This is a genomic window from Streptomyces gossypii, assembly GCF_025165795.1.
Taxonomy (GTDB): Bacteria; Actinomycetota; Actinomycetes; order Streptomycetales; family Streptomycetaceae; genus Streptomyces; species Streptomyces gossypii.
Genome location: NZ_JAJAGO010000029.1, coordinates 1 through 23,442, shown reverse-complemented (window position 1 = coordinate 23,442; position 23,442 = coordinate 1). Strand labels below are relative to the sequence as shown.

General features: G+C 71.2%; 23 protein-coding genes and 1 pseudogene. 7 read left to right on the top strand and 17 right to left on the bottom strand.

Annotated features, from left to right (window positions below; genetic code table 11):
- The 3 genes from LHJ74_RS33810 to LHJ74_RS33800 all read right to left on the bottom strand — a co-directional run.
- A partial coding sequence (locus LHJ74_RS33810) for a PQQ-dependent sugar dehydrogenase (RefSeq protein ID WP_260222186.1) occupies nucleotides 1-1,756 on the bottom strand: 1,756 nt, incomplete at its 3' end.
- A gap of 292 nt (nucleotides 1,757-2,048) precedes the next feature.
- Nucleotides 2,049-2,606: a GNAT family N-acetyltransferase gene (locus tag LHJ74_RS33805; protein WP_260222185.1), complete on the bottom strand. Its 558-nt coding sequence runs from the start codon at nucleotides 2,604-2,606 to the stop codon at nucleotides 2,049-2,051.
- Between the two features lie 25 nt (nucleotides 2,607-2,631).
- Nucleotides 2,632-3,423 carry an SAM-dependent methyltransferase gene (locus LHJ74_RS33800; RefSeq protein WP_260222184.1) on the bottom strand — a complete coding sequence of 264 codons (792 nt, stop codon included), beginning with the start codon at nucleotides 3,421-3,423 and terminating at the stop codon, nucleotides 2,632-2,634.
- Nucleotides 3,424-3,767: 344 nt separating this feature from the next.
- Here LHJ74_RS33800 and LHJ74_RS33795 point away from each other — a divergent pair, with 344 nt between their 5' ends.
- From LHJ74_RS33795 to LHJ74_RS33785, 3 genes are read left to right on the top strand one after another with little or no spacing between them, the layout of a single operon-like run.
- Complete coding sequence (locus LHJ74_RS33795) at nucleotides 3,768-5,003, top strand: lycopene cyclase family protein (protein WP_260222183.1); 1,236 nt, start codon at nucleotides 3,768-3,770, stop codon at nucleotides 5,001-5,003.
- The gene (locus LHJ74_RS33790; protein ID WP_260222182.1) at nucleotides 5,000-5,731 is read left to right on the top strand and encodes a methyltransferase domain-containing protein; all 732 of its coding nucleotides are present in this window, start codon (nucleotides 5,000-5,002) and stop codon (nucleotides 5,729-5,731) included. Before LHJ74_RS33795 ends, LHJ74_RS33790 begins: the two co-directional genes overlap by 4 nt.
- 53 nt (nucleotides 5,732-5,784) lie before the next feature.
- Nucleotides 5,785-7,281 carry an FAD-dependent oxidoreductase gene (locus LHJ74_RS33785; RefSeq protein ID WP_260222189.1) on the top strand — a complete coding sequence of 499 codons (1,497 nt, stop codon included), beginning with the start codon at nucleotides 5,785-5,787 and terminating at the stop codon, nucleotides 7,279-7,281.
- 14 nt (nucleotides 7,282-7,295) lie between these two features.
- On the opposite strand, the gene LHJ74_RS33780 is transcribed toward LHJ74_RS33785, so the two are convergent.
- The 11 genes and pseudogenes from LHJ74_RS33780 to LHJ74_RS33730 all read right to left on the bottom strand — a co-directional run bounded on the left by LHJ74_RS33780 (nucleotide 7,296) and on the right by LHJ74_RS33730 (nucleotide 17,899).
- Nucleotides 7,296-8,309 carry a DUF5914 domain-containing protein gene (locus LHJ74_RS33780; RefSeq protein WP_375546894.1) on the bottom strand — a complete coding sequence of 338 codons (1,014 nt, stop codon included), beginning with the start codon at nucleotides 8,307-8,309 and terminating at the stop codon, nucleotides 7,296-7,298.
- Entirely contained in the window at nucleotides 8,306-9,304 is a 999-nt protein-coding gene (locus tag LHJ74_RS33775; RefSeq protein WP_260222181.1) for a phytoene/squalene synthase family protein, read from the bottom strand. Before LHJ74_RS33775 ends, LHJ74_RS33780 begins: the two co-directional genes overlap by 4 nt.
- Nucleotides 9,291-10,862 (bottom strand): phytoene desaturase family protein, encoded by a 1,572-nt coding sequence (gene crtI, locus LHJ74_RS33770; RefSeq protein WP_260222180.1) that lies wholly within the window; start codon nucleotides 10,860-10,862, stop codon nucleotides 9,291-9,293. The genes LHJ74_RS33775 and crtI overlap by 14 nt, the downstream gene beginning before the upstream one ends.
- Nucleotides 10,859-12,010, bottom strand: coding sequence for a polyprenyl synthetase family protein (locus tag LHJ74_RS33765; protein WP_375546895.1), 1,152 nt, complete (start codon nucleotides 12,008-12,010; stop codon nucleotides 10,859-10,861). The genes crtI and LHJ74_RS33765 overlap by 4 nt, the downstream gene beginning before the upstream one ends.
- A gap of 146 nt (nucleotides 12,011-12,156) precedes the next feature.
- Nucleotides 12,157-13,653: a cryptochrome/photolyase family protein gene (locus tag LHJ74_RS33760; protein ID WP_260222178.1), complete on the bottom strand. Its 1,497-nt coding sequence runs from the start codon at nucleotides 13,651-13,653 to the stop codon at nucleotides 12,157-12,159.
- A 13-nt stretch (nucleotides 13,654-13,666) separates the two neighbouring features.
- Nucleotides 13,667-15,040: a cryptochrome/photolyase family protein gene (locus LHJ74_RS33755; RefSeq protein WP_260222177.1), complete on the bottom strand. Its 1,374-nt coding sequence runs from the start codon at nucleotides 15,038-15,040 to the stop codon at nucleotides 13,667-13,669.
- Nucleotides 15,041-15,137: 97 nt separating this feature from the next.
- Nucleotides 15,138-15,467, bottom strand: a pseudogene (locus LHJ74_RS33750) (NAD(P)H-binding protein); the annotation flags it as partial.
- 591 nt (nucleotides 15,468-16,058) lie between these two features.
- Nucleotides 16,059-16,472 (bottom strand): type II toxin-antitoxin system VapC family toxin, encoded by a 414-nt coding sequence (locus LHJ74_RS33745; RefSeq protein ID WP_260222176.1) that lies wholly within the window; start codon nucleotides 16,470-16,472, stop codon nucleotides 16,059-16,061.
- Nucleotides 16,469-16,732: a CopG family transcriptional regulator gene (locus LHJ74_RS33740; protein WP_260222175.1), complete on the bottom strand. Its 264-nt coding sequence runs from the start codon at nucleotides 16,730-16,732 to the stop codon at nucleotides 16,469-16,471. The genes LHJ74_RS33745 and LHJ74_RS33740 overlap by 4 nt, the downstream gene beginning before the upstream one ends.
- Before the next feature lie 367 nt (nucleotides 16,733-17,099).
- Nucleotides 17,100-17,303, bottom strand: coding sequence for a TetR family transcriptional regulator C-terminal domain-containing protein (locus LHJ74_RS33735; protein WP_260222174.1), 204 nt, complete (start codon nucleotides 17,301-17,303; stop codon nucleotides 17,100-17,102).
- 14 nt (nucleotides 17,304-17,317) lie between these two features.
- Complete coding sequence (locus LHJ74_RS33730) at nucleotides 17,318-17,899, bottom strand: TetR/AcrR family transcriptional regulator (protein WP_260222173.1); 582 nt, start codon at nucleotides 17,897-17,899, stop codon at nucleotides 17,318-17,320.
- Between the two features lie 137 nt (nucleotides 17,900-18,036).
- Between LHJ74_RS33730 and LHJ74_RS33725 the strand changes: the two genes are divergently transcribed.
- From LHJ74_RS33725 to LHJ74_RS33715, 3 genes are all read left to right on the top strand, one after another.
- On the top strand, nucleotides 18,037-18,855 hold the full coding sequence (locus LHJ74_RS33725; RefSeq protein WP_260222172.1) for an SDR family NAD(P)-dependent oxidoreductase: 819 nt from the start codon (nucleotides 18,037-18,039) through the stop codon (nucleotides 18,853-18,855).
- The gene (locus LHJ74_RS33720) at nucleotides 18,852-19,763 is read left to right on the top strand and encodes a DMT family transporter (protein WP_260222171.1); all 912 of its coding nucleotides are present in this window, start codon (nucleotides 18,852-18,854) and stop codon (nucleotides 19,761-19,763) included. Before LHJ74_RS33725 ends, LHJ74_RS33720 begins: the two co-directional genes overlap by 4 nt.
- A gap of 170 nt (nucleotides 19,764-19,933) precedes the next feature.
- On the top strand, nucleotides 19,934-20,080 hold the full coding sequence (locus LHJ74_RS33715) for a GNAT family N-acetyltransferase (protein ID WP_260222170.1): 147 nt from the start codon (nucleotides 19,934-19,936) through the stop codon (nucleotides 20,078-20,080).
- A gap of 137 nt (nucleotides 20,081-20,217) precedes the next feature.
- Here the strand turns inward: LHJ74_RS33715 and LHJ74_RS33710 are convergent, their stop codons facing one another.
- Nucleotides 20,218-20,679, bottom strand: a complete 462-nt coding sequence (locus tag LHJ74_RS33710; RefSeq protein ID WP_260222169.1) for a DUF6194 family protein — start codon at nucleotides 20,677-20,679, stop codon at nucleotides 20,218-20,220.
- Between the two features lie 62 nt (nucleotides 20,680-20,741).
- Here LHJ74_RS33710 and LHJ74_RS33705 point away from each other — a divergent pair, with 62 nt between their 5' ends.
- Nucleotides 20,742-21,464, top strand: coding sequence for a MerR family transcriptional regulator (locus LHJ74_RS33705; protein WP_260222167.1), 723 nt, complete (start codon nucleotides 20,742-20,744; stop codon nucleotides 21,462-21,464).
- 468 nt (nucleotides 21,465-21,932) lie between these two features.
- Here the strand turns inward: LHJ74_RS33705 and LHJ74_RS33700 are convergent, their stop codons facing one another.
- Nucleotides 21,933-22,802: an NAD(P)H-binding protein gene (locus LHJ74_RS33700; RefSeq protein WP_260222166.1), complete on the bottom strand. Its 870-nt coding sequence runs from the start codon at nucleotides 22,800-22,802 to the stop codon at nucleotides 21,933-21,935.
- A 207-nt stretch (nucleotides 22,803-23,009) separates the two neighbouring features.
- Nucleotides 23,010-23,420, bottom strand: a complete 411-nt coding sequence (locus LHJ74_RS33695; protein WP_260222187.1) for a MerR family transcriptional regulator — start codon at nucleotides 23,418-23,420, stop codon at nucleotides 23,010-23,012.
- Between the last annotated feature and the right edge of the window lie 22 nt (nucleotides 23,421-23,442).

The window sequence follows — 23,442 nt, the reverse complement described above, 5'->3', positions numbered from 1 at the left end:
GGTTGCGGAGGGTTCCGTCGGGTTGGGGCTGCCATTTCTGGGCGCCGGTGTCGTTGCAGGTCCACAGTTGGACGCGGGTGCCGTCGGCGGTGCCGCCGCCGCTGATGTCGAGGCATTTGCCCAGGGCTTGAAGGGTGCCGTCGCCGGGCAGGGTCCATTTCTGGGCGTCGGTGTCGTTGCACGTCCACAGCTGGATCTGGGTGCCGTCGGTGTTCTGGGCGTCCGCGACGTCGAGGCATTTGTCGTTGACGCCCGTCACCTCACCGGTTCGCGTGCCGGAATCGCCGGTCACGTGCTCGATGCGGTACAGGGCGGAGTTCTCGTCGCCGTTGAAATAGCCGGTGCCGTAATCCAGGACGTACAGGGCGCCGTCTGGTCCGAAGGCCGAGTCCATCACCTGAGTGCCGTTCCAGGGGAAGGGGTTGATGGACTGGACCGTCCCGTCGCTGCCCTGCTCGATGCGGCGGATCCACTGGCGGCCGAACTCGGTGGCGAAGAAGTCGCCGTCGTAGCTCTGCGGGAACTTGACGTCCGAGGTGGACGACGCGTCGTAGCGGTAGACCGGTCCGGCCATCGGAGACTCCGAGCCGCCGCCGAACTCCGGCACCGAGTTGCCGTCGTACGGCAGCCAGGCCGGCTGCACCGGGGGCAGGTCGGTGAGGCCCGTGTTGTGCGGCGAGTTGTTCTTCGGGGCCGCACAGTCGAACGCCGCTCCCGAGTCGCCGCTCGCGAAGTCGTAGTCGACGTAGGCGTCGTTCTCGCCGGTGCAGTACGGCCAGCCGAAGTTTCCGGCCTCCGTGATCCGGTTGAACTCGACTTGGCCGCCCGGCCCGCGCCCGGGATCCGCGGTACCGGCGTCCGGACCGTAGTCACCGAGGTACACGGTCCCGGTGGCCTGGTCGACGCTCATCCGGAACGGGTTGCGGAAGCCCATGGCGTAGATCTCGGGGCGGGTCTTCGCCGTACCCGGCGAGAAGAGGTTGCCCGGCGGTGTCGTGTACGAGCCGTCGGCCGCGACCTTGATCCGCAGGACCTTCCCGCGCAGGTCGTTGGTGTTCCCGCTGGAGCGCTGGGCGTCGTAGGCGGGGTTGCGGGTGGTGCGTTCGTCGATCGGCGTGTAGCCGTCGGAGGCGAAGGGGTTGGTGTCGTCTCCCGTGGTGAGGTAGAGGTTGCCCTGGGCGTCGAAGTCGATGTCGCCGCCCACATGGCAGCAGATTCCACGGGACGCGGGCACGTCCAGGATCTTCTTCTCGCTGCCGAGATCCAGGGTGCCGCCCGTGGTGAGGGTGAAGCGGGAGAGCCGGTTCACGCCGTCGAAGGGCTCGAAGTCCGAGGCCGAGCCCTCGCCGGGGGCATCGCCGCCGGGAGTGTCGAGCTGCGGCGCGTAGTAGAGGTAGATGTGGCGGTTGGAGGCGAAGTCCGGGTCGACACCGACGCCTTGCAGGCCCTCCTCGTCGTGGCTGTAGACGTCGACCTGGCCCGCGACCTTGGTGGTGCCCTCGGCGTCCGTCAGCCGGAGCGTGCCGTCGCGTGAGGTGTGCAGCACCGAGCGGTCCGGAAGGACCGCCAGGGCCATCGGCTCGCCCGTCTCCGCCACGCCCTTGGCGAGGGTGACCTGCTGGAACTCCTCGGCCAGCGGCTCGCCCGCAGCGGCACCGGCAGTTCCGGTGGGGGCGAGGAAGCCGACGGCGAGCAGGGCACAGAGCAGGAAGGTGGGGAGCCGCAACTGCCTGAACGGGCTCAACTCACTGAACATGCTGAACTTGCTGGACGGTCTTCGGGGTCTTCTGCGCACAGGAATCTCCCAGAGAGTGTGGGGTGCCAGCAGGCCCGGTCGTGAAGCCGGCTGGTGGGGACGACAGGCGCGCGCCGCAGTACCGAGCTGATGATCACTCAGCGTGACCAGTTGGTGTCGAGGAAGTTAGCGGCCTTCGTCTTCGGGCACAAGACCTTCCGCAGCTTTCTTGAAAACTTCTTCCACCATCAGGACAAAGCGGGAGTCGCCGCCACTGTCATCACCATCACCGTCACCGTCACCATCGCCGCCGTCACCGCTCGCTCAGCGAATGCACCCCGGCGAACTCGTCCGCGAGCATGCCCATCATGACGAGATCGTGGTGCCCACCGGCGAAGAACACCTGATCGCGGAGACGCCCTTCCTCCACGAATCCGAGCCGCCGGTGAAATGCCAGCGAGCTCTCGTTGTGCGCGAAGACCCGCGCCTGGCACTTGTGAAAACGCCGCTCGGCGAACATGAAGCGCAGCAACAGGACGACGGCTTCCGCCGCATAGCCCTTGCGCCGGTGGTCGGCGCCGATGGTGACGCCGTATTCGAACCAGCCCGCACGGGAGTCGGCATGGTAAGAGCCGACGGCACCGACAGCCTCTCCGGTGTCGCCGGCTTCGATCACCAACTGGAAGCAGTCGTTTTCGGACTTGGCGGTGGCTTGCTCCTTCGCCCAGGCGCGGTAGCTCTCGGCGGAACGCGGCGGGTTCAGCAGGTCTCCCAACCGCTCCTCGTCCGAGGCGAAGCGCATGAACGCGGCCCCGTCCTCGGGCTCGATACCGCGCAGGCGTATCCGTTTACCGGTCCAGAACGATGTCATCCCCTATTCGATCACGCGCTGTGCGTCACGGTTTGCGCGCCACGGCGCCCCAGCCTGCCCGCTCCGTGGCGCGGCCGGTGTTCGCGTCCGGGTGCCAGTTGGGCCAGGAGACCATCCCGGGCTCGACGAGCTCAAGACCGTCGAAGAAGGCGATCGTCTGCTCCGGTTCGCGGAAGATATAGGGGATCGCACCGGAGTTGTTGTATTCCTCCTGCACCGCCCGGTGCTCCTCGTCGGAGGCGGTGGAGTGGCTCAGCGACAGGTAACTGCCCGAGGGCAGCCTGTCCATCAGCCGGTGTACCAGCGACAACGCCTCGTCCCAGTCGACGATGTGGCCGAGCACGTCACTGATGACCACGGCGACGGGGCGCGTCATGTCGAGGGTCTTCGCCGCGCCCTCCAGGATGAGGTCCGTGTTGCGCATGTCCGCCTCCAGGTAGTCGACGGCACCGTCGGCCGTGCTGATACCGAGTGCGTGGACATGCAGCAGAACCAGGGGGTCGTGATCGACGTACACCACCCGGCAGTCGGGAGCGATGCGCTGGACGACCTCATGCGTGTTGTCGACCGTGGGCAGGCCGGCGCCCAGGTCCAGGAACTGCCTGACCCCGGCCTCCCGCGCCAGATAGCTCACCGTACGGCGCAGGAAGTCCCGTGATTCGCGGGCGAACGTCTGGATCAGGGGGTACTTGGCGGCATAGGCGTCGCCCGCGGCGTGGTCCGCGGGGAAATTGTCCTTCCCGCCCAGCCAGTAGTTCCACACGCGCGCGGAGTGCGGAATCGAGGTGTCGATCTGGGGCAGCGACGGGTCAGTCATGCGTGCCTCTCTGAGGTTTACGGGAGGGGACGCGGACGTCCCACACGTCGGCCGTGCCGAGTATGCCGTCGTCCACCAGGGCTGTGCCACCTGGCGTTGCCGACGGCGGCGCGACCATCCGGGCCGAACAGGCGCTGCCGAGGGAATGAGCCGTCAGGAGTCCGTCGGGCACCGGCTCGCAGTGGCGCCTGGCCTCCGCGGACGGAACGTGCTCCGGTGGACGTCGTGCGTGTCCGGTCCTGCCGACGGAGGTGACGCACCGCGGACGACGCGCTCCGTATCGCGGCGTGGCGGCGTGGCGGCGTGGCGGTACGGGCTGAAGAGCGCGTCGGAGGAAGAGGAACATGAACAGCCAGCACCGTGGAGCTCCCGACGCCCCCGACGAAACGTCCGACGTGGTCATCGTCGGCGGCGGCGCCTCCGGACTCAGCCTCGCGCACCGGCTGACGGCGACCGGCTCCACCACCGTCACCTTGGTGGAGGTGCCGGACGGTCCGCGAAGGGTGCCCGAGCGGACCTGGTGCTACTGGGACCAGGGCACGGGCGACTTCGACGCGGCGATCAGCGCCTCCTGGCCGCTGCTGCGGGTCCACGGCACCGACGGCGCCGCGACCACGGCCGACCCGGCGCCCCTGCGCTACCGCATGCTCCGGTCCACGGCGTTCGAACGGCTGGTGCACTCCCGGCTGGACCGTTCCCCCGGCGCACGCGTCCTGCGCGCGACGGCGGAAACGGTGCGCAGCACGGCCGGTGGAGCGGAAGTCCGCTGCACGGCCGCCGACGCGCGGACGCTGACCCTGCGCGCCCGCCGCGTGTTCGACTCCCGCCCCCTGCGCGCCCTGCCACCGGCCCGGACCCAACTGCTCCAGCACTTCCGGGGCTGGTTCGTGCACACGGACGCCGACCGGTTCGATACCGCGATCGCCGACCTGATGGACTTCCGGGTGCCACAGCCGCGCCACGGGCTCGCCTTCGGCTACGTGCTGCCGCTGGCACCGGACCGGGCGCTCGTCGAGTACACCGAGTTCTCCAGGGCTCCACTGACCACGACGGCGTACGAGGCGGCGCTGGCGCACTACAGCCGCCACATCCTGAAGCTCGGCGCGTTCACCGTCGACGGGGCGGAGCAGGGCGTCATCCCCATGACCGACGCGCGCTTCGCCCGCCGGACCGGACCCGCCGTCTTCCGGATCGGAACCGCCGGCGGCGCCACCCGCCCGGCGACCGGCTACACCTTCGCCGCCGTGCAGCGGCAGACCCAGGCCATCGCCGCCGCCCTGCGCGACGGCCGCACGACCGTGCCCCGACCGCACGGACGGCGGGCGCTGGCCATGGACGCGGTTCTGCTGCGGGCCCTGGACACCGGCCGGATCGACGGCCCCGACTTCTTCACGGGCCTGTTCCGCCGCGTTCCGCCGGAACGGCTGCTGCGTTTCCTCGACGGCGGCACGTCGCTCCGGGAGGAGTGGGGCATCGGCCTGCACACCCCGGGAGGCCCCATGCTGCGGACCGCCCTCGAAGTCCCTTTCCTGCGCCGTCGCTCCCACCCTGCCCCACGGATCGGAGAGAGTCACCGATGACACTGCTGCGCGACCACGACCTGGCACGCGCCTTCGACCACGCGTCGCACACCTACGACCGCCTCACGGCCCTCAACCCCGGCTACCGCACCGACCTTCTTCGTTCGGCGCGACGCCTCCGGCTGCCCCGGGCCGGGGCCGGTCTGCACGTTCTCGACCTCGGTTGCGGGACGGGTGCCTCCACCCGGGCTCTGCTGCGGGCCGCGCCCCGCGCCCGCATCACCGCCGTCGACGCGTCGTCGGGAATGCTGGGGCGCGCACTGGCCAAGTCGTGGCCGGCACGCGTCCGCTTCCGGCACCTGACCGCCGAGGAAGTGGCCACGGCCGGGGAGGGACCGTACGACGCGGTGTTCGCCGCCTACCTGTTCCGCAACGTCACCGACCCGGACGGTGTCCTGGCAAGCGTCCGGACCCTGCTGCGACCGGGCGGCCGGCTCGCCGTCCACGAGTACGGTCTCAGCGGCTCGGCCGCCCACCGCGCGCTGTGGACGGCCATGTGCCGGGCAGTCATCATCCCCGCGGGCACCCTCGGCGGTGACCGTGCGCTCTACCGGCACCTGTGGCGCAGCGTCCTCGACTTCGACACCGTCCCTGCCTTCACCGCGCGTCTGAGGGACGCGGGATTCACAGGGGTGCGCGCTGCGCCCGTCGCCGGGTGGCAGACCGGAATCGTGCACACCTTCCTCGCCCGCCACGGCTCCGCCGCGGCAGCGGCGCACACCCGGTGAGTGCCCCGCACCGTGCCGCCCGGCGCGGCCGGGACCGCAAGGCCGAAGTGCTGATGCCCGCGCCCGGCCGGGAGCGCTTCGATCGCGCGGACGCGCCGGGCGTTGCCGTGGTCGGCGGGGGGATCGCCGGTCTCGCCGCGGCCACCCTGCTGGCCGAACGAGGCGCCCGCGTCACCCTCTACGAACGGGAGGATTCGCTCGGCGGCCGTCTCGCGGGCTGGCGCACCCGCCTCGCCGACGGTTGCGAGGCGACCATGAGCCGCGGGTTCCACGCCTTCTTCCGTCAGTACTACAACCTGCGCGGCCTGTTGCGGCGGACCGATCCCGCGCTCGACCGTCTCCGGTCGCTGCCCGACTACCCGCTGCGTCACAGCGGCGGGCTGACCGACAGCTTCGCCCGCGTCCCGCGCACACCACCGTTCAGCGCCCTCGGGTTCGTCGCCCGGAGCCCCACCTTCGGCTGGCGCGATCTGACCGCCATGAACGCCCGGGCCGCGCTGCCACTCCTCGACGTCCGCGTGCCCGAGGTCTACGAGCGCTTCGACTCGGTCAGTGCCACCCGCTTCCTGGAACGCGTCCGCTTCCCCGAAGCGGCGCACCATCTCGCGTTCGAGGTGTTCTCGCGCAGTTTCTTCGCCGACCCGCGCGAACTGTCCGCCGCGGAGCTCCTGGTGATGTTCCACATCTACTTCCTCGGCTCCGCCGAGGGCCTGCTCTTCGACGTGCCGGACGAACCCTTTCCCCAGGCACTGTGGGAGCCGCTCGGCGACTACCTGCGGCGCCTGGGTGCGGACGTCCGTACGGGCACGCCCGTGCGCGGCGTTCTCCCGTGCGACGGCGGGGGAGTGGAGGTGCGGACCGACGGCACCGCCGACCGCCACGAGGCGGCGGTCCTCGCCCTCGACCCCGGAGCGCTGCGCGGGATGGTCGCGACCTCACCCGGTCTGGGCACCCCCGCCTGGCGCGACGACGTCACCGCCCTGCGCACCGCCCCGCCCTTCCTCGTCTCCCGGCTCTGGCTCGACCGGCCGGTCCGCGCCGACCGCGCCGGATTCCTCGGTACCAGCGGCTACGACGGCCTCGACAACATCAGCGTCCTCGAACGCTACGAGGGGGAGGCGGCCCGATGGGCAGCCCGGACCGGCGGCTCGGTGGTGGAACTGCACGCCTACGCGGTCGCCGCCGACGCGGAACGCGAGGCGGTGCAGGACCGCCTCGTCAACAGCCTGCGCCAGGTCTACCCGGAGACACGGCCGGCGCGGCTCGTGGACGCCCGGCACGAATGGCGCTCCGACTGTCCGTTCTTCCCGGTCGGCTCCCGCGCCCGGCGGCCCACCGTGTCGACTCCCCACCCCCGGGTGATGCTGGCCGGTGACGCGATCCGCTGCGACCTGCCCGTGGCCCTGATGGAACGCTCCGCCACCACTGGTTTCCTCGCGGCCAACGCCCTCCTGCGCGGCTGGGGCGTCCGGGGCCAGGTGCTGTGGACGGTTCCCCGGGCGGGCCGTTCACCCGTGCTGAGGGCACTGGGCACGGTCGGGCGACGCTAGGAACGCCGTTTCGATCATGCCGGAAACCGTCCGGTGCTCCGCAGCGCCCAACGCCGCTCCGCGTACGCCAGGTCGTCGCGCCACAGGCGGGCGGCCGTCCGGCGCATCAACGGGCGCAGCGCGGGCGCCGCGGCCCGTGCCAGGGCGAAACCCCGCCGGTCCGAGGCAGCGACGACCGCTTCGACGACGGCGGTCCGTGGCCGCTCGTCGGCCTCGCCGGTCAGCGGAGTGGCATGGGTCTCGACAACGGAGGTGACTCCCTCGCCCTCGGTGATGCGCATGACGACCGTACGCGGCTCGGGAGCGGTGAACTCCGCCCGGACCGGCGCCACCAGACTGCCGGTCACCCGGAAGGAGACGTCGACGACGAAGGCGTCGTCCTCCTCCTCACCCCGCGGGGGCCGGGCCACGGTCAGGTCCACGAACGAGTAAGGATGGAACCAGGAGCCGTGCCACGGGTCGAGCCGGTTGGCGACCACGTCCTGCGGCTCGCACCGTCCCACCGCCTGGAACACCGCGTCCACCCCGCTGCCCGCCGCCGGCCGTACCGGCACCACGGGACGCTCCGACGGCTCCTCGCCGCCGACCGTGTCCAGCCGGACCCACACCAGTACTCCGTCGTCGTGGACGGGGTAGGGATCCCAGCCGGCGAACGACCCACCGTCCAGAACCAGTCCGTGCCAGTGGCACACCAGCGTGCCGCACCGCACCCGGCTGTCGCGCAGGGGCGCGCCGAGATGGGGGCAGGCGCCTGGGCCGGCCTGCAGCTCACCCGCGTCCGACCGCCACAGCACGACTTCGACTCCGCCCACCGTCCTGCCGCAGGGGCGGCCACCGGCGCGCACGTCCCGGGAGGCGCCGACGACGAACCAGTTGCCCGACGGCCGGGCAGACGCCCGTTTGAGCGCGCCGGCGATCAGCGCGGGGCACGCCTCCCGCCAGGTCGGCAGGCGTGTCGCCCAGTCCGCCCGGCGGCGGCGGCGCCGCAACGGCGGTTTCCAACCGGCCCGGTCCGCTCGGTCGCTCACTGCACGGGCCCTTTCCACTGATGAAGTGCCGTGCTGCCCGCCCGGGGCGTCCGACGCGCGGCGCGGGCGCACCACCGGGCGCCCGCGATGTGTACGACTCCCGCGGAGACGGTGGCCGCACGACGCCTGCGCGACACCACGGCACGGCGGTGCAGCACCGTGTACCCCTGGTCCGCGATCGCGTCGAGGATGCCGCCGTAGAGGGTGAACGCGGTGCGGATGCAGGGCCGTACCCGCGGGTCGAGCATGGCGATGCCCGGTTCCGCCGCCCGGTACACCTCCCTGGTCATGGCCTCGGCGGCGATGAGTGCCTCCCGGATCCTTGCGTCGCGCCGCCCTGTACGGCGGCTCCACTCCAGCAGCGGCCGGTGCACCCCGTGAGCGGCGAGCAGGTCCGCCGGGAGGTAGACGCGGCCCCGGTCCAGGTCCTCGCCCACGTCCCGCAGGAAGTTGGTGAGCTGGAAGGCAACGCCGAGGGCCGCCGCGTGCGGCGCCGCCTCCTCGCGTGAGGTGACCGTGCCGAGCACGGGCAGCATCTGCAGTCCGATCACCGCGGCCGAGCCGTGTATGTAGGCCCGCAGATCGGCGTAGGTCGGATAGTCCGTGACGTGCAGGTCGCTGCGCATCGAGGCCAGGAAGTCGGCGAACAGCGCGGGCTCGATGCCGTACCGGGCGGAGGTGTCGGCCACGGCCCGGACCATCGGCTCGTCCCCGGCGCCGGTGCGCAGCCCGTGCGCGAGGTCCCTCTCCAGACACCGCAGCAGCGCGTCGCGCTTCTTCGGTGTCCGGGACCGGTCGAGGTCGTCCACGATGTCGTCCGCCCAGCGGGCGAAGCCGTACAGCGCGTGCACGGCGGAGCGGCGTTCCACCGGGAGCAGACGGGTTGCCAGGAAGTACGTCCTTCCGTGGCGGGCGTTGAGCCGCCTGCATCGGGTGTAGGCGGCGCGCAGGGCGGGATCCGTGATCCCGGCGGCGTCCAGTTCACGACGGGTCATGAGCACCTTCCCCGGCCGAGAGTGCGGCGGCACGTGCGACGCGCGGTGCCGGACGGGCGCGGAGCGAACCGGCACGGACGCCGCCGGTAACGCGTGCGGCCGCGAGCTTGCCGCTGATGAGCACCGTCGGCACACCGACGCCCGGGGTGGTCCCGCAGCCGGCCAGCACGACGTTCTCGAGGCCGCGCACCAGGTTGCGCGGACGGAACGGGCCCGTCTGGGCGAAGGTGTGGGAGACGGAGAACGGGCTGCCCGCCGCATGCCCCTGCGCCGTCCAGTCCAGCGGCGTCACCAGCAACTCCTCCTGAACGCTGTCCGCGAACCCGTCCAGGCCCCGGCGTTCCAGCTCGGCGACCAGACTTTCGCGGTAGCGCGGGCCCAGCTCCCGCCAGGCGGCCGCGGAGGGCCCCACGGCGGTGTTCGGGCAGGGGGCCAGCACGTAGTGGAGGTGCCTGCCCGGCGGGGCCAGGGAGGGATCGTGTGCCGTCGGACGGGTGATCAGCAGGGACGGATCGCTCATCAGCTGCCCCGAACGGGTCAGCTCTTCGAAGGTGCACTCCCAGGCCGCGCCGAACGAGAGGGTGTGGTGGGCGAGACCAGGCCAGGTACGGTCGGTCCCCGCGTGCAGGACCACGGCGGACGGTGAGTGGCGCAGCCGTACCGGGCGCCGCGGGGCGCGCCCCAGCAGCCGATGCGCCGCGGGCAGCTCGCAGGTCAGCACCACCGCGTCGCAGGGGATCCGCTCGCCCGAGCCCAGAAGTACGGCGCGCACCCGGCCGGCCGAGCGTTCCAGCGCGGTCGCTTCGGCCGACCAGCGGAAGTCGGCGCCCGCGCCGGCCGCCGCGTTCGCCATGCCGCGGGGCAGTGCGTGCATGCCGCCCGCGGGGAACCAGACGCCGGCCACGGTGTCCATGTAGGCGATCACCGCGTAGGCCGCGAGGGCCCGGGCGGGGGCGAGGCCGGCGTACAGGGCCTGGAAGGAGAAGATCCGGCGCAGGCGGGAGTCGGAGAGGAAGCGGCCGATGCGCCTGTCCAGCCGGCCGAAGCCGCCCAGCGCCGCCAGACGGGCCAGGTCCGGGTGCAGCAGCTGGAAGGGCGAGTCGAAGTTCGTGTCGATGAAGTGCCGCATCTGGGCCCGGTACAGCCGCTCCAGCCAGTCCCGCAGGCCGCGGTAGCCCGCCGCCTCGGCCGGCCCGGCGAACCGTCGCACCTCGGCCTCCATGGCCTGGCCGTCGGTGTGGACGTCGAGTGAGGTCCCGTCCGCGAAGCACGCCCGGTAGGCGGGGTGCAGGGCCGTCAGCTCGACATGGCTGCCGAGGCTGTCCCCTACGGCGGCGAAGGCTTCGTCGGCCAGGTGCGGCATCGTCAGCACCGTGGGACCGGTGTCCACCTCATAGCCGCCGAGGCGCACGCGGCCGGCCCGGCCGCCCGGGCCGCCGTCCCGTTCGACGACCGTCACCCGGCGGCCTGCGCCCAGCAGATGCAGGGCGCAGGCGAGGCCGGACAGTCCGGCGCCCACCACGACGACATGATTTGTCGGTCCGGGCAGCGTTCTCACGCGGCCTCCCCGGTGTGTTCCAGGGCAACGCCCGTAGCCCGTCCGACCAGCGCGGTGAACTCCCGCCGTACGGTGGAGTCCGCACCGGTCCCCGCGAAGTGCCGCAGGCTCATCGCCGCCAACTCCGTGATTCTGGACTCCACGACGGCCCGCGCACCGACCCGCTCCAGCGCCGCTCGCATCCGCTCCACGGTGCTGTCCGCCCGGCGGGCGACGCCGGGGCCGAGGGCCTCGGCCGCCTCCTCGTCACCGGAGGCGTCGGCGAGCCGGAGGCCGACGGCGAGCAGGTAGGTGAGCTTGCGTGTCCGCAGGTCGTCGCCGGCCGGCTTGCCGGTCAGATCCGGGTCGCCGAAGGCGCCGAGGAGGTCGTCACGGAGTTGGAAGGCCAGCCCCGCACACCGTCCGGCGGAGCGCAGCGCGCCTTGGACACGCGCGTCCGCGCCGGCCAGTGAAGCGCCCAGCGCCAGCGGACGCTCGACCGTGTACAGGGCGCTCTTGAGCGTGGCGATGCTCACCGCCTCGTCGACGCCGGACGACCCGGTGGCCTGCGCGTGGATGTCCCGGTACTGCCCGGCGACCATCTCGGCGCGCATCGCCTGCCACTCGCGGTAGAGCCGCGGGCCGTGCGGCGAACCGAGCGCCGTCTCGGTCAGCAGGTCGTCCGCCCAGGCCAGGGCCAGGTCGCCGGCGAGCACGGCCGCGGAGGACGCGAACACTTCGGGCGAGCCGGTCATCCGTGCGGCCCGGTGCATGCCGGCGAAGTCCACATGCACCGTCGGCGCCCCCCTGCGCAGCGGTGATCCGTCCATCACGTCGTCGTGCATGAGGGCACACGCCTGGACCAGTTCGAGCGCGGCACCCGTGCGCAGTACCGCCCTGGCGTCACCCGAACCCCCCGCGGCCCGCCACCCGACCCACGCGAACGCCGTACGCAGCCGCTTTCCGCCACGCCGGACGAACGCGGTGACCCGCCCGGCCACGTCACGCGCGAACACGGGGTCCACGTCACCGGCCCGGCTCAGTCCCTCGTCGAGGACACGCCCGAGTACGGCCTCGACGGCCGGGACGGCGTCGAGGGCCGTGAGCGGACCGTCGACGGGCCCGGCCGGTTCGACCGGTCCGGCCGCGGGGGGCCGCAGCCCGGACAGGCACAGCCCCTTCTCACTCTCGGTCACCTGCACACCAGTGCTTCTGTCGAGTGTCTTTGTGCGGATGCGCTGATAGATGCCCGGCGCGGGGCCTGCGGGGCCCGGTCACCGCCGATGCTCACTCCACCGGCCCATCGACGTGGGCGTCATGGCGGTGTGTCACCTCGCGCGCGCTCCTGCCGGAGCACCTGCGCGAGGTCGGTGAGGCGGTCCAGCTGGTGCACCGGCCGGGAGGTGCGGTAGTTGTGGCCGAGCCGTTCCCGGTGCCGGTCGAGGAACGCCCAGTAGCCGGCGGTGTAGGGGCAGGCATGCTCGCCGGTCCGCTCGCCCGGCCGGTAGCGGCACGGTCCGCACAGGTCGCTCATGCGGTGCACGTAGGAGCCGCCCGACGTGTACGGCTTGGTCGTCATACGGCCGCCGTCCGCGTACTGGGACATGCCGACGACGTTGGGGACCATCACCCAGTCGTATCCGTCCACGAAGCAGCGGTGGAACCAGTCCGTGACCGCCGCGGGATCCCAGCCCCGCTGGAGGGCATGGCTGCCGAGGATCATCAGCCGGGGGATGTGATGGGTCCATCCCGTGTCCCGTACCTGGGCCAGGAACGTGTGCAGGCAGCGCGCTTCCACCGCGTCCGCGTCGAGGCCGTTCCACCAGTCGGGAAGCGGGGCGGTGTGCCGCAGGACGTTCGAGTGCCGGTACTCCTCGCCGAAATACCAGTACAGCTGCCACACGTACTCGCGCCAGCCGGCGACCTGCCGGACGAAGCCCTCCACGCTGCTGACCGGCGCCCGGCCGGCGCGCCACTCCGCCTCCGCCCGCTCGACGCATTCGGCGGGGTCGAGCAGGCCGAGGTTGAGCGAGGACGACAGCAGACTGTGGCTCATGACCGGGTCGGCGGCGAGCATCGCGTCCTCGTACGGGCCGAAGGTACCCAGCCGGTGTGCGAGGAAGCGTTTGAGGGCTGCTCGTGCCTCGGCGCGGGTCGCGGGGAAGAGCCGGGGTCCGTCGCGTCCGACGAAGGACACGTCGCCGTCCCTCTCCCAGCGGTCGAGGTCGTGGCGGACCTCCTCGTCGATCTCGTCCTCACGTGGCCGGTAGGGGCCGGGAACCGGCAGGGCGGACGTGTCGCGTGGCGGCGGCTGCCGGTTGTCGTGGTCGAAGTTCCAGCGGCCGCCGGCCGGGCCGTCACCGTCCATCAGCAGCTCGTGCCCCCGGCGCACCCACCGGTAGAAGTCCTCCTGCCGCAGCCGTTTACCGCCGTGCCCGTCAGCCCACGCGGCGAAGTCGTCCATCGGCACCAGGAACCCCCGTGCAGGACCCGTGGTGACCTGGGGGAGCGAGCGCACGAGTCGTGCGGCGGCATACGAAGTCGGGTGATGGACGGTGACCGGGCGGCTGCCCGCCGCACGCGCCAGCCCTTCCCGATAGGTGTCGGCCTGTACGTAGGTCATCCGATCGCCGAGTTCGGCCGCCCGGTGGCGCATGGCGGAGAGCACCAGGTGCGCCTTGGCCCGGTGGAAGCGCCGGCGCCGGAACACCGAACGGGCCTCGATCATCAGCAGCGGCGTGTTCCGTCCGGGGCCGCCGTCGCCCGGGGTGAGGAAGTGGGGGCCGATCTGGTCGCCGAAGAGCCAGTGCACGACGCGTCGCCCCTCAGTCGCGACCGCGGGCGTGCTTGAAGCGCGCCAGCCCGTCGGCGAGGTCGATGAGCGGTTCGGGGTAGTCGAGGCGGGCGCGCCGTTCCTTCGGGAGCCGCCAGGGTTCGTGCACGAACCGGTCCTCCATGTCGTGCAGTTCGGGCACCCAGCGGCGTGCGTACGCTCCCTGCGGATCGAAGCGTTTTCCCTGGACCACGGGGTTGAGCACGCGGTGCGGCCTGGTGTCCGTGCCGGTTCCGGCGACCCACTGCCAGTTGAGCTGGTTGTTGGCTACGTCGCCGTCCACGAGCAGGGCCAGGAAGTGCCGGGCGCCGATCCGCCAGTCCACGTACAGCGTCTTGGTCAGAAAGCTCGCCACCAGCAGGCGTGCGCGGTTGTGCATCCAGCCTTCATGGCGCAGCTGCCGCATGCCCGCGTCGACGACGGGATAGCCGGTACGGCCCTCCCGCCACGCGGCGATGTCCTCCGACGCCTCCTCCTCGCTCCGCCACCGGTCATGCCGGGTGCGGTAGTCCCGGACGGACGCCTCGGGCCGCGCCGCCAGCACCTGGTGGTGGAAGTCGCGCCAGCACAGCTGACGCACGAACGCCTCCGCTCCGGAACCGCCGTGCCCGCGGGCCCGCCGGACTGCCTCCACCGGTGACAGGGCACCGAAGTGCAGATACGGCGACAGCCGGGAGGTCGCGTCGCCCGCCAGGTCGTCATGCCGTTCCTCGTACCCGGACAACCCCGCCCGCGCCCAGCGTGAGAACGACTCGCGTCCCGCCTTCTCGCCTCCGGCCGGAATGCCCGCCGAGACGCCGGACAGCGCGTCGCGGGACGGCAGCGGCTCACCGCGTACCGCCCCGGGGACGCGCACGGCCCCCGGCGCCGGACAGGTCTCCCGCAGCCGCTCGCCCGACCAGCGGCGGAAGTAGGGGGTGAACACGGCGTAGTGGTCGGAGCCGGCCGGCGTCACGCTCCCGGGAGCGAGGACGGTGATCACGCTGTCGTGCACACGAAGTGCCACGCCTCGTTCGCCGAGACGGTCATGCAGACGCTCCTCCCTCCGCTGCGCGTACCCGGTGACGCCCGCGGCCATGTGCACCTCCGCGGCCCCGCACTCGGCGGCGACCGCGGCGACCTCCCGGACGACCGGCCCCGTACGCACGACGAGCCGGCCGCCACGCCGGCGCAGCGAAGCGTCGAGGTCGGCCAGGCAGTCGGCGAGGAAGGCGTTGCGGTTGGGAGCGTCGAAGCCGACCGCGTGCACACCGGAATCGCGCACGAAGAGCGGCACCACCTCGTCCGCCACCGCGAGAGCGGCGCGCAGCGGCGGATGGTCGTGCACACGCAGATCCGAGGTGAACAGGACAACCGCTACGGTCATGTCGTCACCCCTGGTGCCGTGCAGCGGCGCTGTGTGCACTGCTTCCGGATTCTTCGCCCGGCGCGGCCGTGACAGATCCGGTCGGGAGGCCGTCGCGTGCCCGCTCGGCGAGGGTCCGGGCCGCGCGCCGGTCGGAGTCCCCGAAGCCGGAGTTGGCGCTGGTGCTCCTGCCGAGAGCGGGAATCAGGTGGTACGCGACATCGATACCGTGCATGGCCCCGGCGCCGGAGGCGGCGTCCGGGACATCGTCCCGGACCGTCTCGGCATCCTGCGCCCAGGGACGGACGCGGAGTCTGCCGGGGGAGTGGGCCAGACACCGGGCCCGGTGGCCGGCCTCCTCCAGTCCCGGCACCAGACGTCCGCCGACGTCACCGGACGCCCCGGCGACCAGGCAGTGCAGCCGCTCCGCGTCCCGCTGTCCGTCCATGCCCACGAACACTCCTCCCAGCGTGAGGTCGACGTCGTGCCCTGCTGTCCGATCATGGCCGCAACAGCGCGACCATGCCTGTCGCGGCACCGCCACCTGCCCCCGGCCTCCGGCACCGGGTACGGCAGAGCCGACGGGACGCCCGTGCCTTTCCTGCGCCTGCCTCGATACGCCGGACGGGCGAACGCGCGGCCCACGGGGCTCTTCGCTCGCCTGGCGCACCGTCCCGGCGCCGTCAGGGGGACCGTTGCTTTGCCGCCGGTGTGCTGGGCCCTGTCCGAGTCACGGCCGGGTGCCTGCACGTCGGCACGGCGTTCGGGCCCAGGGGCATGCGCCGCCCCAACCCGGCAAGATCCAACGGTGCCGTGCCGAGCCGCGATGCCTATCCATGCGAGCCCTCGTGATCGTTCGCGGCCAGGCTGGGCCGGAGTCTCACCGATCAAGAGCAGGATGGGCGGTCCCTCGAGAGCTGCGTGGAGACTCTGTCCCGGCGGCTGCGGCCATGGTTCGGATCGGAATGACTCTCTGCGGTCGGCAGCCCAGTGGGAGGGGCGCCGAAGGGGAACGGTACCGCAGGCGGTGAGCCGGTGCTCAGACGTTGATGACGGTGACGCGTGTGCCGCACAGGGTGGTGAGGTCCTCGGGGTCGGAGGTGAGGACCGTGACAGGGCCGGGGGCGGCGAGGGCGGTGGCGCTGAGCATGGCGTCGATGGCGTACGTGTGGCCGTGCAGCCCGGCGTCGGCCAGGAGGGCGGTTGCGTGCCGGGCGAGCGGTTCGGTCACCGGCTCGACGATGAGGCGGGACAGCGTCCACTCCAGGGCTGGCGCCTTGATGCGGGGGTGGACCACCTCGACGAGAGTGGCGGCGGAGGTGATGACGCGGAGGTCGTCGGCGCGGGCGAGGGCGAGCCATGCGGTGACCGTGCGGTCGCGCAGGACGGCTTTGGCCAGTCCCTCGCTGTCGAGGACGAGGGTGCCGCCGGGGGCTGCGGGCGAGCGGCTCACGCAGCGTCCGCCCCACTTCGTGCCTGTTCCTGCCGGGCCTGGTGGAGCTGGTCGCGCAGGGCTTGGACCTCGTCGTCCGTGATGGGGCCGTGCTCGGCTTCGGCGACCTGGATGAGTTCGTTGAGGTTGTCGCGTTCGATCTGGCGGGCGACGGCCGCGGCGACGTAACCGGACAGGCCGGAGGGGCCGCTGCGGATCCGGGCGGCCTCCGCGATGTCGCGCGGCATGGTGATCGAATACTTGCCGGTAGGCTCGCCCATGCTACCAATCCTACCCGAGATCCCCCCGGTGAATGGTGGAAGAAGTATCCGGCCACTTTTCCGTGCCCGCAGCGACCTGCGCGACGACCGAACGCCTTCCCGCCTTTCGTGTGGCACCACCGCTGTTTCGCGGAGTCGCGCTCGACGTGCCGACGCCGCTCCGCCCGGTGGACGGGCAGGTGGCAGGTGCGGCTCCGCCAGGTGCTCCTGGTCTCCCGGGTGAACGCCCGCAGGAACGCGTAGCCGAGCGGGCCGCCGCCTTCTGCGTCGGCCAGTCAGGCGAGCCGGTAGCCGGACGAGGTGCGGTCGGTATCGGCGAGGGCGGTGATGCGCATGGGCAGGGCTCCGATCTGTTCGGGGCGGGTGCTCATGTACTCCGGGGGCTCATGCCGGTGAAGACCGCTCGGAGAACGCGGTCGATGTGGTCGTGGGTCAGGGGTTGGTGGGTGATCAGCAGCCGGAAGTACAACGGGCCCGACAGGATGTCCATCGCCAGGTCGAGATGGCCGTGCCGCTGACGAACCGCTTCCCGCAGTTCGATGGCGCGCGTCACCCGCGGGTGACGGCTCACGCCTGCGGCCGTGCTCAGGAGCGCGGTCCGGCGCCGTGCAGCAGGGTGTCGATGAGGCGGGCGGCGAGGGTGTCGGTGTCGGTGCCGGCGTCGTCCGGGCTCCCGTGCAGGGACTCCCCGAGGAGCGCGTAGTAGACGCGTCGTACCCAGTGGAGGTCGGCTGCCTCGTCGACGAGCTTGTCGGCCCGGGCGCGTTCCAGCACGGTGATGCAACGCTGGCCGATGTCCTGGTGGATGGCGGCCGCTTCGCTGTCGGGATCGGCCGGCAGTCCCAGGGCGAACGCCCAGGCGCCCTTCACCTCGAGCACATTGGCCGTGATCCGGTGCAGTGCCACCAGGGGAGGGGCGGTGTCCGGCCGGCCGTCCTCCACGGCTTGGGCGAGCTGGCGGGCGGCGGACGAAGCCAGGGCCTCGATCAGCGCCTGCCGATGGGCGAACCTCCGGTGGATCGTCGTCCTGGCCACCCCCGCGGCGGTCGCGATCTGCTCCATCGACGCGCCGGGATCCGCGGAGAGCACGCGTTCGGCCGCCTCCAGGATGGCCCGCACACTGCGCTCCGCGTCCGCCCGCAACGGTCGTGCCGTCGTCTCGCTCATGGCACCTCCACTCATCTGCTTGACTCCAAAACGATACATCGTTGCGCCACTTTCCGCATAAGTGCATCGCTGCTGTTGCAATTATGCGAGAAGTGAGTACTCTCCTGTCTCAATTACTCGTTGTGAAGGAGATTCCCGTGAACAGTGCAGCGCTCATCACTGGTGCCTCGTCCGGGCTCGGCGCGGAGTTCGCCGCGCAGCTCGCTGCCCGCGGGCACGACCTGATCCTGGTGGCGCGTTCCGAGGACAGGCTCACAGTCCTCGCCGAGCGACTGATCGCGGAGCACGGCATCCGCGCCCACGTCCTGGTCCAGGACCTCGCCGAGCCCGATGCCGCCCGGCAGGTCGCCGGCCGGCTCGCGGCCCGCGGCCTGAGCGTCGACCTGCTGGTCAACAATGCCGGGTTCGGTACGTGCGGGCGGTTCGAGGACATCGCGGCGGACCGAGACCACGACCAGCTGATGGTCAACGTCGTCGCGCTCGTCGACCTCACCCACGCCCTGCTCCCCGGCATGCTGGAGCGCGGCACGGGCGCCGTCGTGAACGTCGCTTCCACCGCGGCCTTCCAGCCGTCCCCGTACTTCGCCGTGTACAGCGCGGCCAAGGGCTTCGTACTGAACTTCGGGCTCGCTCTGCGCCAGGAGTACCGCAGGCGTGGCATTCGCGTGCTCACCCTGTGCCCCGGCCCGGTCGACACCCCCTTCTTCGACGCCATCGGCACCCGCAAGGCTGCCGTCAACGGCTCGATGACCACGCCGGAGCCGGTTGTGCGCGCCGCACTGCGCGCACTCGACCGCGACCGCGGCTATGTCACCCCCGGATTCGGTAACGCCCTGGCCGCGCATCTGCTGCCGCGCCGGCCGCGCACGATGGTCGCCGCCATCGCCGAGCGCGTCACCCGCAAAGTCCTCACCCCTTCGGACGCAGCCCCGCAGCCGAAGGAGTACGCGGCATGAGTTCCTCCGCCATCCCGGCAGCGGGTGCCGCCGCCGCGATGCTGCTCGTCGGCACGTCGACGGCAGTCTCCGCGACGATCGCCGACTACCCCGTCCTCAGCGGTCAGGCCCTGCGCTTCGCGCTCGCCGCAGCGATCCTCCTCGCCGTCGTACGCCACCAGCGCCTGCCCCGCGCCAGCCTGACACCGCGTGACTTCCTGCTCCTGGCGGCGCTGGCCGCCACCGGCCTGGCCGGCTTCAACATCTTCCTGGTCGAGGCCACTCGGCACGCGAGCCCCGCCATGATCGGCACCGTTGTCGGAGCGATCCCCGTCGTCCTCGCCCTCGCCGGGCCGTTGACACAACGCCGCCGGCCCGCCGCTCGCACCGTCGGCGCCGCGGCTGTCGTGACCCTGGGCGCTGCCGTCTCCGCCGGACTCGGCGGCGGCAGCCTGCACGGTGTACTGCTGTCGCTGGGAGCGCTCGCCGGCGAGGTCGCCTTCTCGCTGCTCGCTCTTCCTCTGCTGCCCAAACTCGGCCCCTTGAGGGTCGCCGCCTATCCCGCGGCGCTGTCCGTGCCCATGCTGCTGGTCGCGAGCATCGCCCTGGACGGTGCGAGCGCCCTGCGGCTGCCCACCCCCACCGAAGCTGCCGCTTTCGGCTACCTCGGCGCACTCGTGACAGCCACCGCCTTCTTCCTCTGGTACGACGCGCTGCGCCGACTGGGTGCCGAACGTGCCGGACTCTTCGCGGGACTCGTCCCGGTGGGTGCACTGCTCACCACCGTCGCTCTCGGGCTCGGAAAGGCAGGCCTCACCGACGTGGTCGGCGCTCTGCTCGTCGCGGCAGGTGTCGTCGTCGGGCTGCGGCGGCCGGTGGTGCGGGGCGAGCCGACCGTCAAGGCCGGCGGACGGAAGTGCCCGGCCTGATCCTGGTCATTCGCGATGCGCCTCGCGCGGCTGGCAGACTGCACAGATGATCGACGGTCTTCCCGCGGGCATGAGGGCCCGGCACCTTGCCGACGAGGACCATCTCCGCGTGCTCGCCGTGCTGGACACGTGGTGGGGTGGCCTGAAGGGGGAGGCAGGGGCGCCGTCACGTGCACTGCATCACCAGTCCGGAGAACACTGCGTCGCAGGCGTTTCACACCCGGCTCGGCTTCACGGCCTCAGAGGTGAAGCCGGACTACGACGGCCCCGGACTCGACCGGGTGGCGTTCACCCTCGACCTTGCCGCGGCCACTTGACAGCCTGGCCCCAAGGTCAGCCTCGCCGGAGCGGAGCAAAAAGCTCACCCAGTCGACGAGCGGTCCACCGTGTCGACGAGCGGTCACCGTCCATCTCGGACCGGGCCATAGCGGAGATCGGGGGAAGCGCCCGGCCATCACCCGGTACGTCGCTCATAGCGCGAACGTGCGAGGTGACAGGCGTTGCGGAGCAGCTCGCAGGTTGCCGTATCGGTCCGCCGGCCCGGATTCACCACCGCGAGCCAGCCAGCGGAGCCGTAGACGGGGTGTGCCATCACGGCATCGGTGATGCTGGGGTCGTCGTCGATGGCCGGTTCGCGCGGCGCGTGGCCGGTCCGGTTGACGAAGGCTTCCTTCCCGGCGGCGATACTGACGCGGAACGCATCCGGGCGGTCCAGGCGCGCTCTCTCGTCGCCTGGGTAGTTCTTCGTCACGATTGTCGCGAACGGCTGAGCCGTCTTCGGCACTGCACCGTCAGGAGAGTAGTAGAAGAACGTGTCCCCCCAGCTGATCTCTGGTGAGCCGTCGTCGGGCCCCGGCCTGATGGCCAGGACTCCCTCGAGGTCCTGCATGAAGTCGATGATCTCGTCGATGGTCATGTGCTCAAGCGTTTCATTAAGGTGCTTGTGGAGACTTTCAGCTGAAAGGCAAAGGGGAACGGGTGTCAGCTCTCAAGTCGTCGGCCATGCGTACAGTCGATGTCGCGCGACGTGCCGGATACTCGGTTCAGCAGGTGCGTAATCTCGAGCGCGACGGTGTGCTGCCGTCGGCGACGCGCACAGCTGCGGGTTACCGGATCTACGGGGAGCTTCACCTGCATTCCGCGCTGGCCTACCGAGCCCTCGCAGTCGGCACGGGCCCGGTTGAGGCCAAGCGGATCGTTCGTGCCGTACATCAGTGCCCGACCTCGCAGGTGCTTGCACTTCTCGACGCGGCACACGCCCGACTCGACCGAGAGCGTACGGACCTCAAGCTCGCCAGGGAGGCGGCAGAGACGATCTCTGCCGAGCCTGTCGAAGACGTACACCCATCGGACTCGATGAGCGTCTTAGAACTCGCCGCCGCGCTCGGAGTGCGCCCATCGACATTGCGGCACTGGGACGCCGAGGGGCTCGTCGTGCCCGACCGGGTCCCCCCGCGAGGAACGCGACGGTACTCACCGGCCCAAGCTCGGGATGCCCGAATCGTCCACCAGCTACGCAGCGCCGGGTACCGTATCGTCCCGCTCCGGGCCTTGATGCCGGACCTGCGGCACGGGCACCGATCGGAAGACGTCCGGGCCGCGCTGGCGGCCCGGGACGCGAGCATCGCGGCTCGCTCCCATGCCCTCCTCGACGCTGCCGCAGCACTCAGTGCCGTCCTCGCTGCGGCAACTCAGACGTGAGACCGGTCAACAACGCCTATTCCGCACCAGCTAGTGGGCCGGGCTCGATTGGCCGACCGGACCCGAGCCAATAAAGGCCGACCTCGCACCCGGCTCACCCATCCCTACCTGGACCGATTACCCGGCCAAGGCTGCGTGACAGGACTTGGGCGGTGGCCCTCAAAGCCCGGCGAGGCCGGCGAGCTCGGACAGCCGGATCGCCTCGTCCTCAGTCGTACGCCTTTGCCGCCGAGCACCGCCTCGGGACGCCTGCGGGGACGGCCGGGCCGTCCGGACGCGGGCGGCCGCAGCCGGACGATGAGCGACAGGGATTCGCCGAGGCGTAGTTCGCCTCCAGGGCAGTGCCGGAAATCTGCCCACCCGTCCGCCGGGAGCATCGCGGGATGGCTGCGGTGGCGAGGTGGAACTCGGAACACGCAGCCGCCGTGATGCACACGGTGACGTGCCACGGAAGCTGAGCCGGAATCCTCAGTGGCGCGACGTCTGGATGGCCGTTTCGGCGAGGGTGCTGAAGCCGACTGGAGCAAGGCCCGTCAACGTGGCGACGTCACCGGTTACCGCCTCGAAGCGTTGCTCGCGCACTGACTCGAACATGCTGGTGAAGGCGTAGACCCACCACGGTGCGACGCCTCGACGCAGAAGCAGCGAGCTGAACTCTGTCGGCTCGATGTTGGTGGCCTTGACCAGATGCGGGCTGAATCGTGCGGTGATGTCAGCGAGCTCGGCAAGGTCGAAGCTGTGTCCGCCGGTTGCTTTCACCACGGCACCGGGGCGGCGGATGGCGCACTCGACCAGGCAGCGCGCAACATCGCCGCGTGAAACCAACGACACCCGACCATCGCCCATGGGCAGTGCCAGGCTGCCGGATGACGCCGCCTCAACGACCCACTGCGTGAAGAACTCGCCGTAGACGGAGGCCCGTACGACAGTGTGTGGAAGATGCCTGTCACGCAGCATTCGCTCCGTCTCCCGGTGCACCGGGGCGAAGCAGAACGGCGAGTCCGGCTCAAGATCGAGGATGCTCAGATACACCACGTGCTCGACCTCCGCCCGAACGGCGGCGTCCAGGACATTGATGTGATGAACTAGCGCCGAAGCTGCCTCACCATCGCTGGATATGAAGACCAGCGTTCCGACCCCGGTCAGAGCTGCTGCCATCTCCTCGCGAGACGTGTAGTCGGCTCGGCGCACTGCCGCTGGCTGGTGAGGATCAACGAATCGAGACGGTTCCCGGACCAACGCGAGCACGTCCGTGTGCCCTGCGTCCACAAGCCCTCTCACGACCGCACCGCCAACGTGGCCCGATGCTCCCGTCACTGCCGTTGGCCGCGTCGTCATGACGAAACCCTAGCTTTTGGCACAGGGCTACAGAACCTGGCCGCCCGCTAGCGGATGCTGAACCGTTGACGCCCTCGCAGGCATGCATGCGGCGCATACGGAGCGACGCAGATCATCGACGGGTGATCCGATCGGACAAGTGGACCGAGCTGGGTGACTCACGTTACCGACTCACGTTACCGACTGCATGCCCCTCGCCGCGCTGTCTCAACGTTGCCTCGCGGCGGACGCCTTGCATCCGGGGCCGACCCGCTCGGCGACGAGCCGCTGGTAGTTCGGACACTGGGTGACGTCCTCGTGCCCGCAGCTCAGGCCGCCCTCGATGAGCTCCAATGAGGCCCGGGCCGCCGCGATTCTCGATCGGAGTTCCTCGGCCTCGGGACGCAGGATCCTGTGCCGGGTGGCGCGGTCGACGGTGGAGGACAGGCTCCTGATGGTGTCCAGACCGAGGCCGGCCTTCTTGGAAAGGAGGATTACCGCCACGCGGGTGAGGTCCTCCGCACCGTAGCGGCGGCGTCCGCCCGCGTCCCGTCCAGGGTGCAGCAGGCCCTTCGACTCCCAATGCCGCAGGACGTGCGTGGCCACGCCGAACCGTGCCGCAAGAGCGCCGATGCTCATCACACCGGCGCCGCTGTCTTCG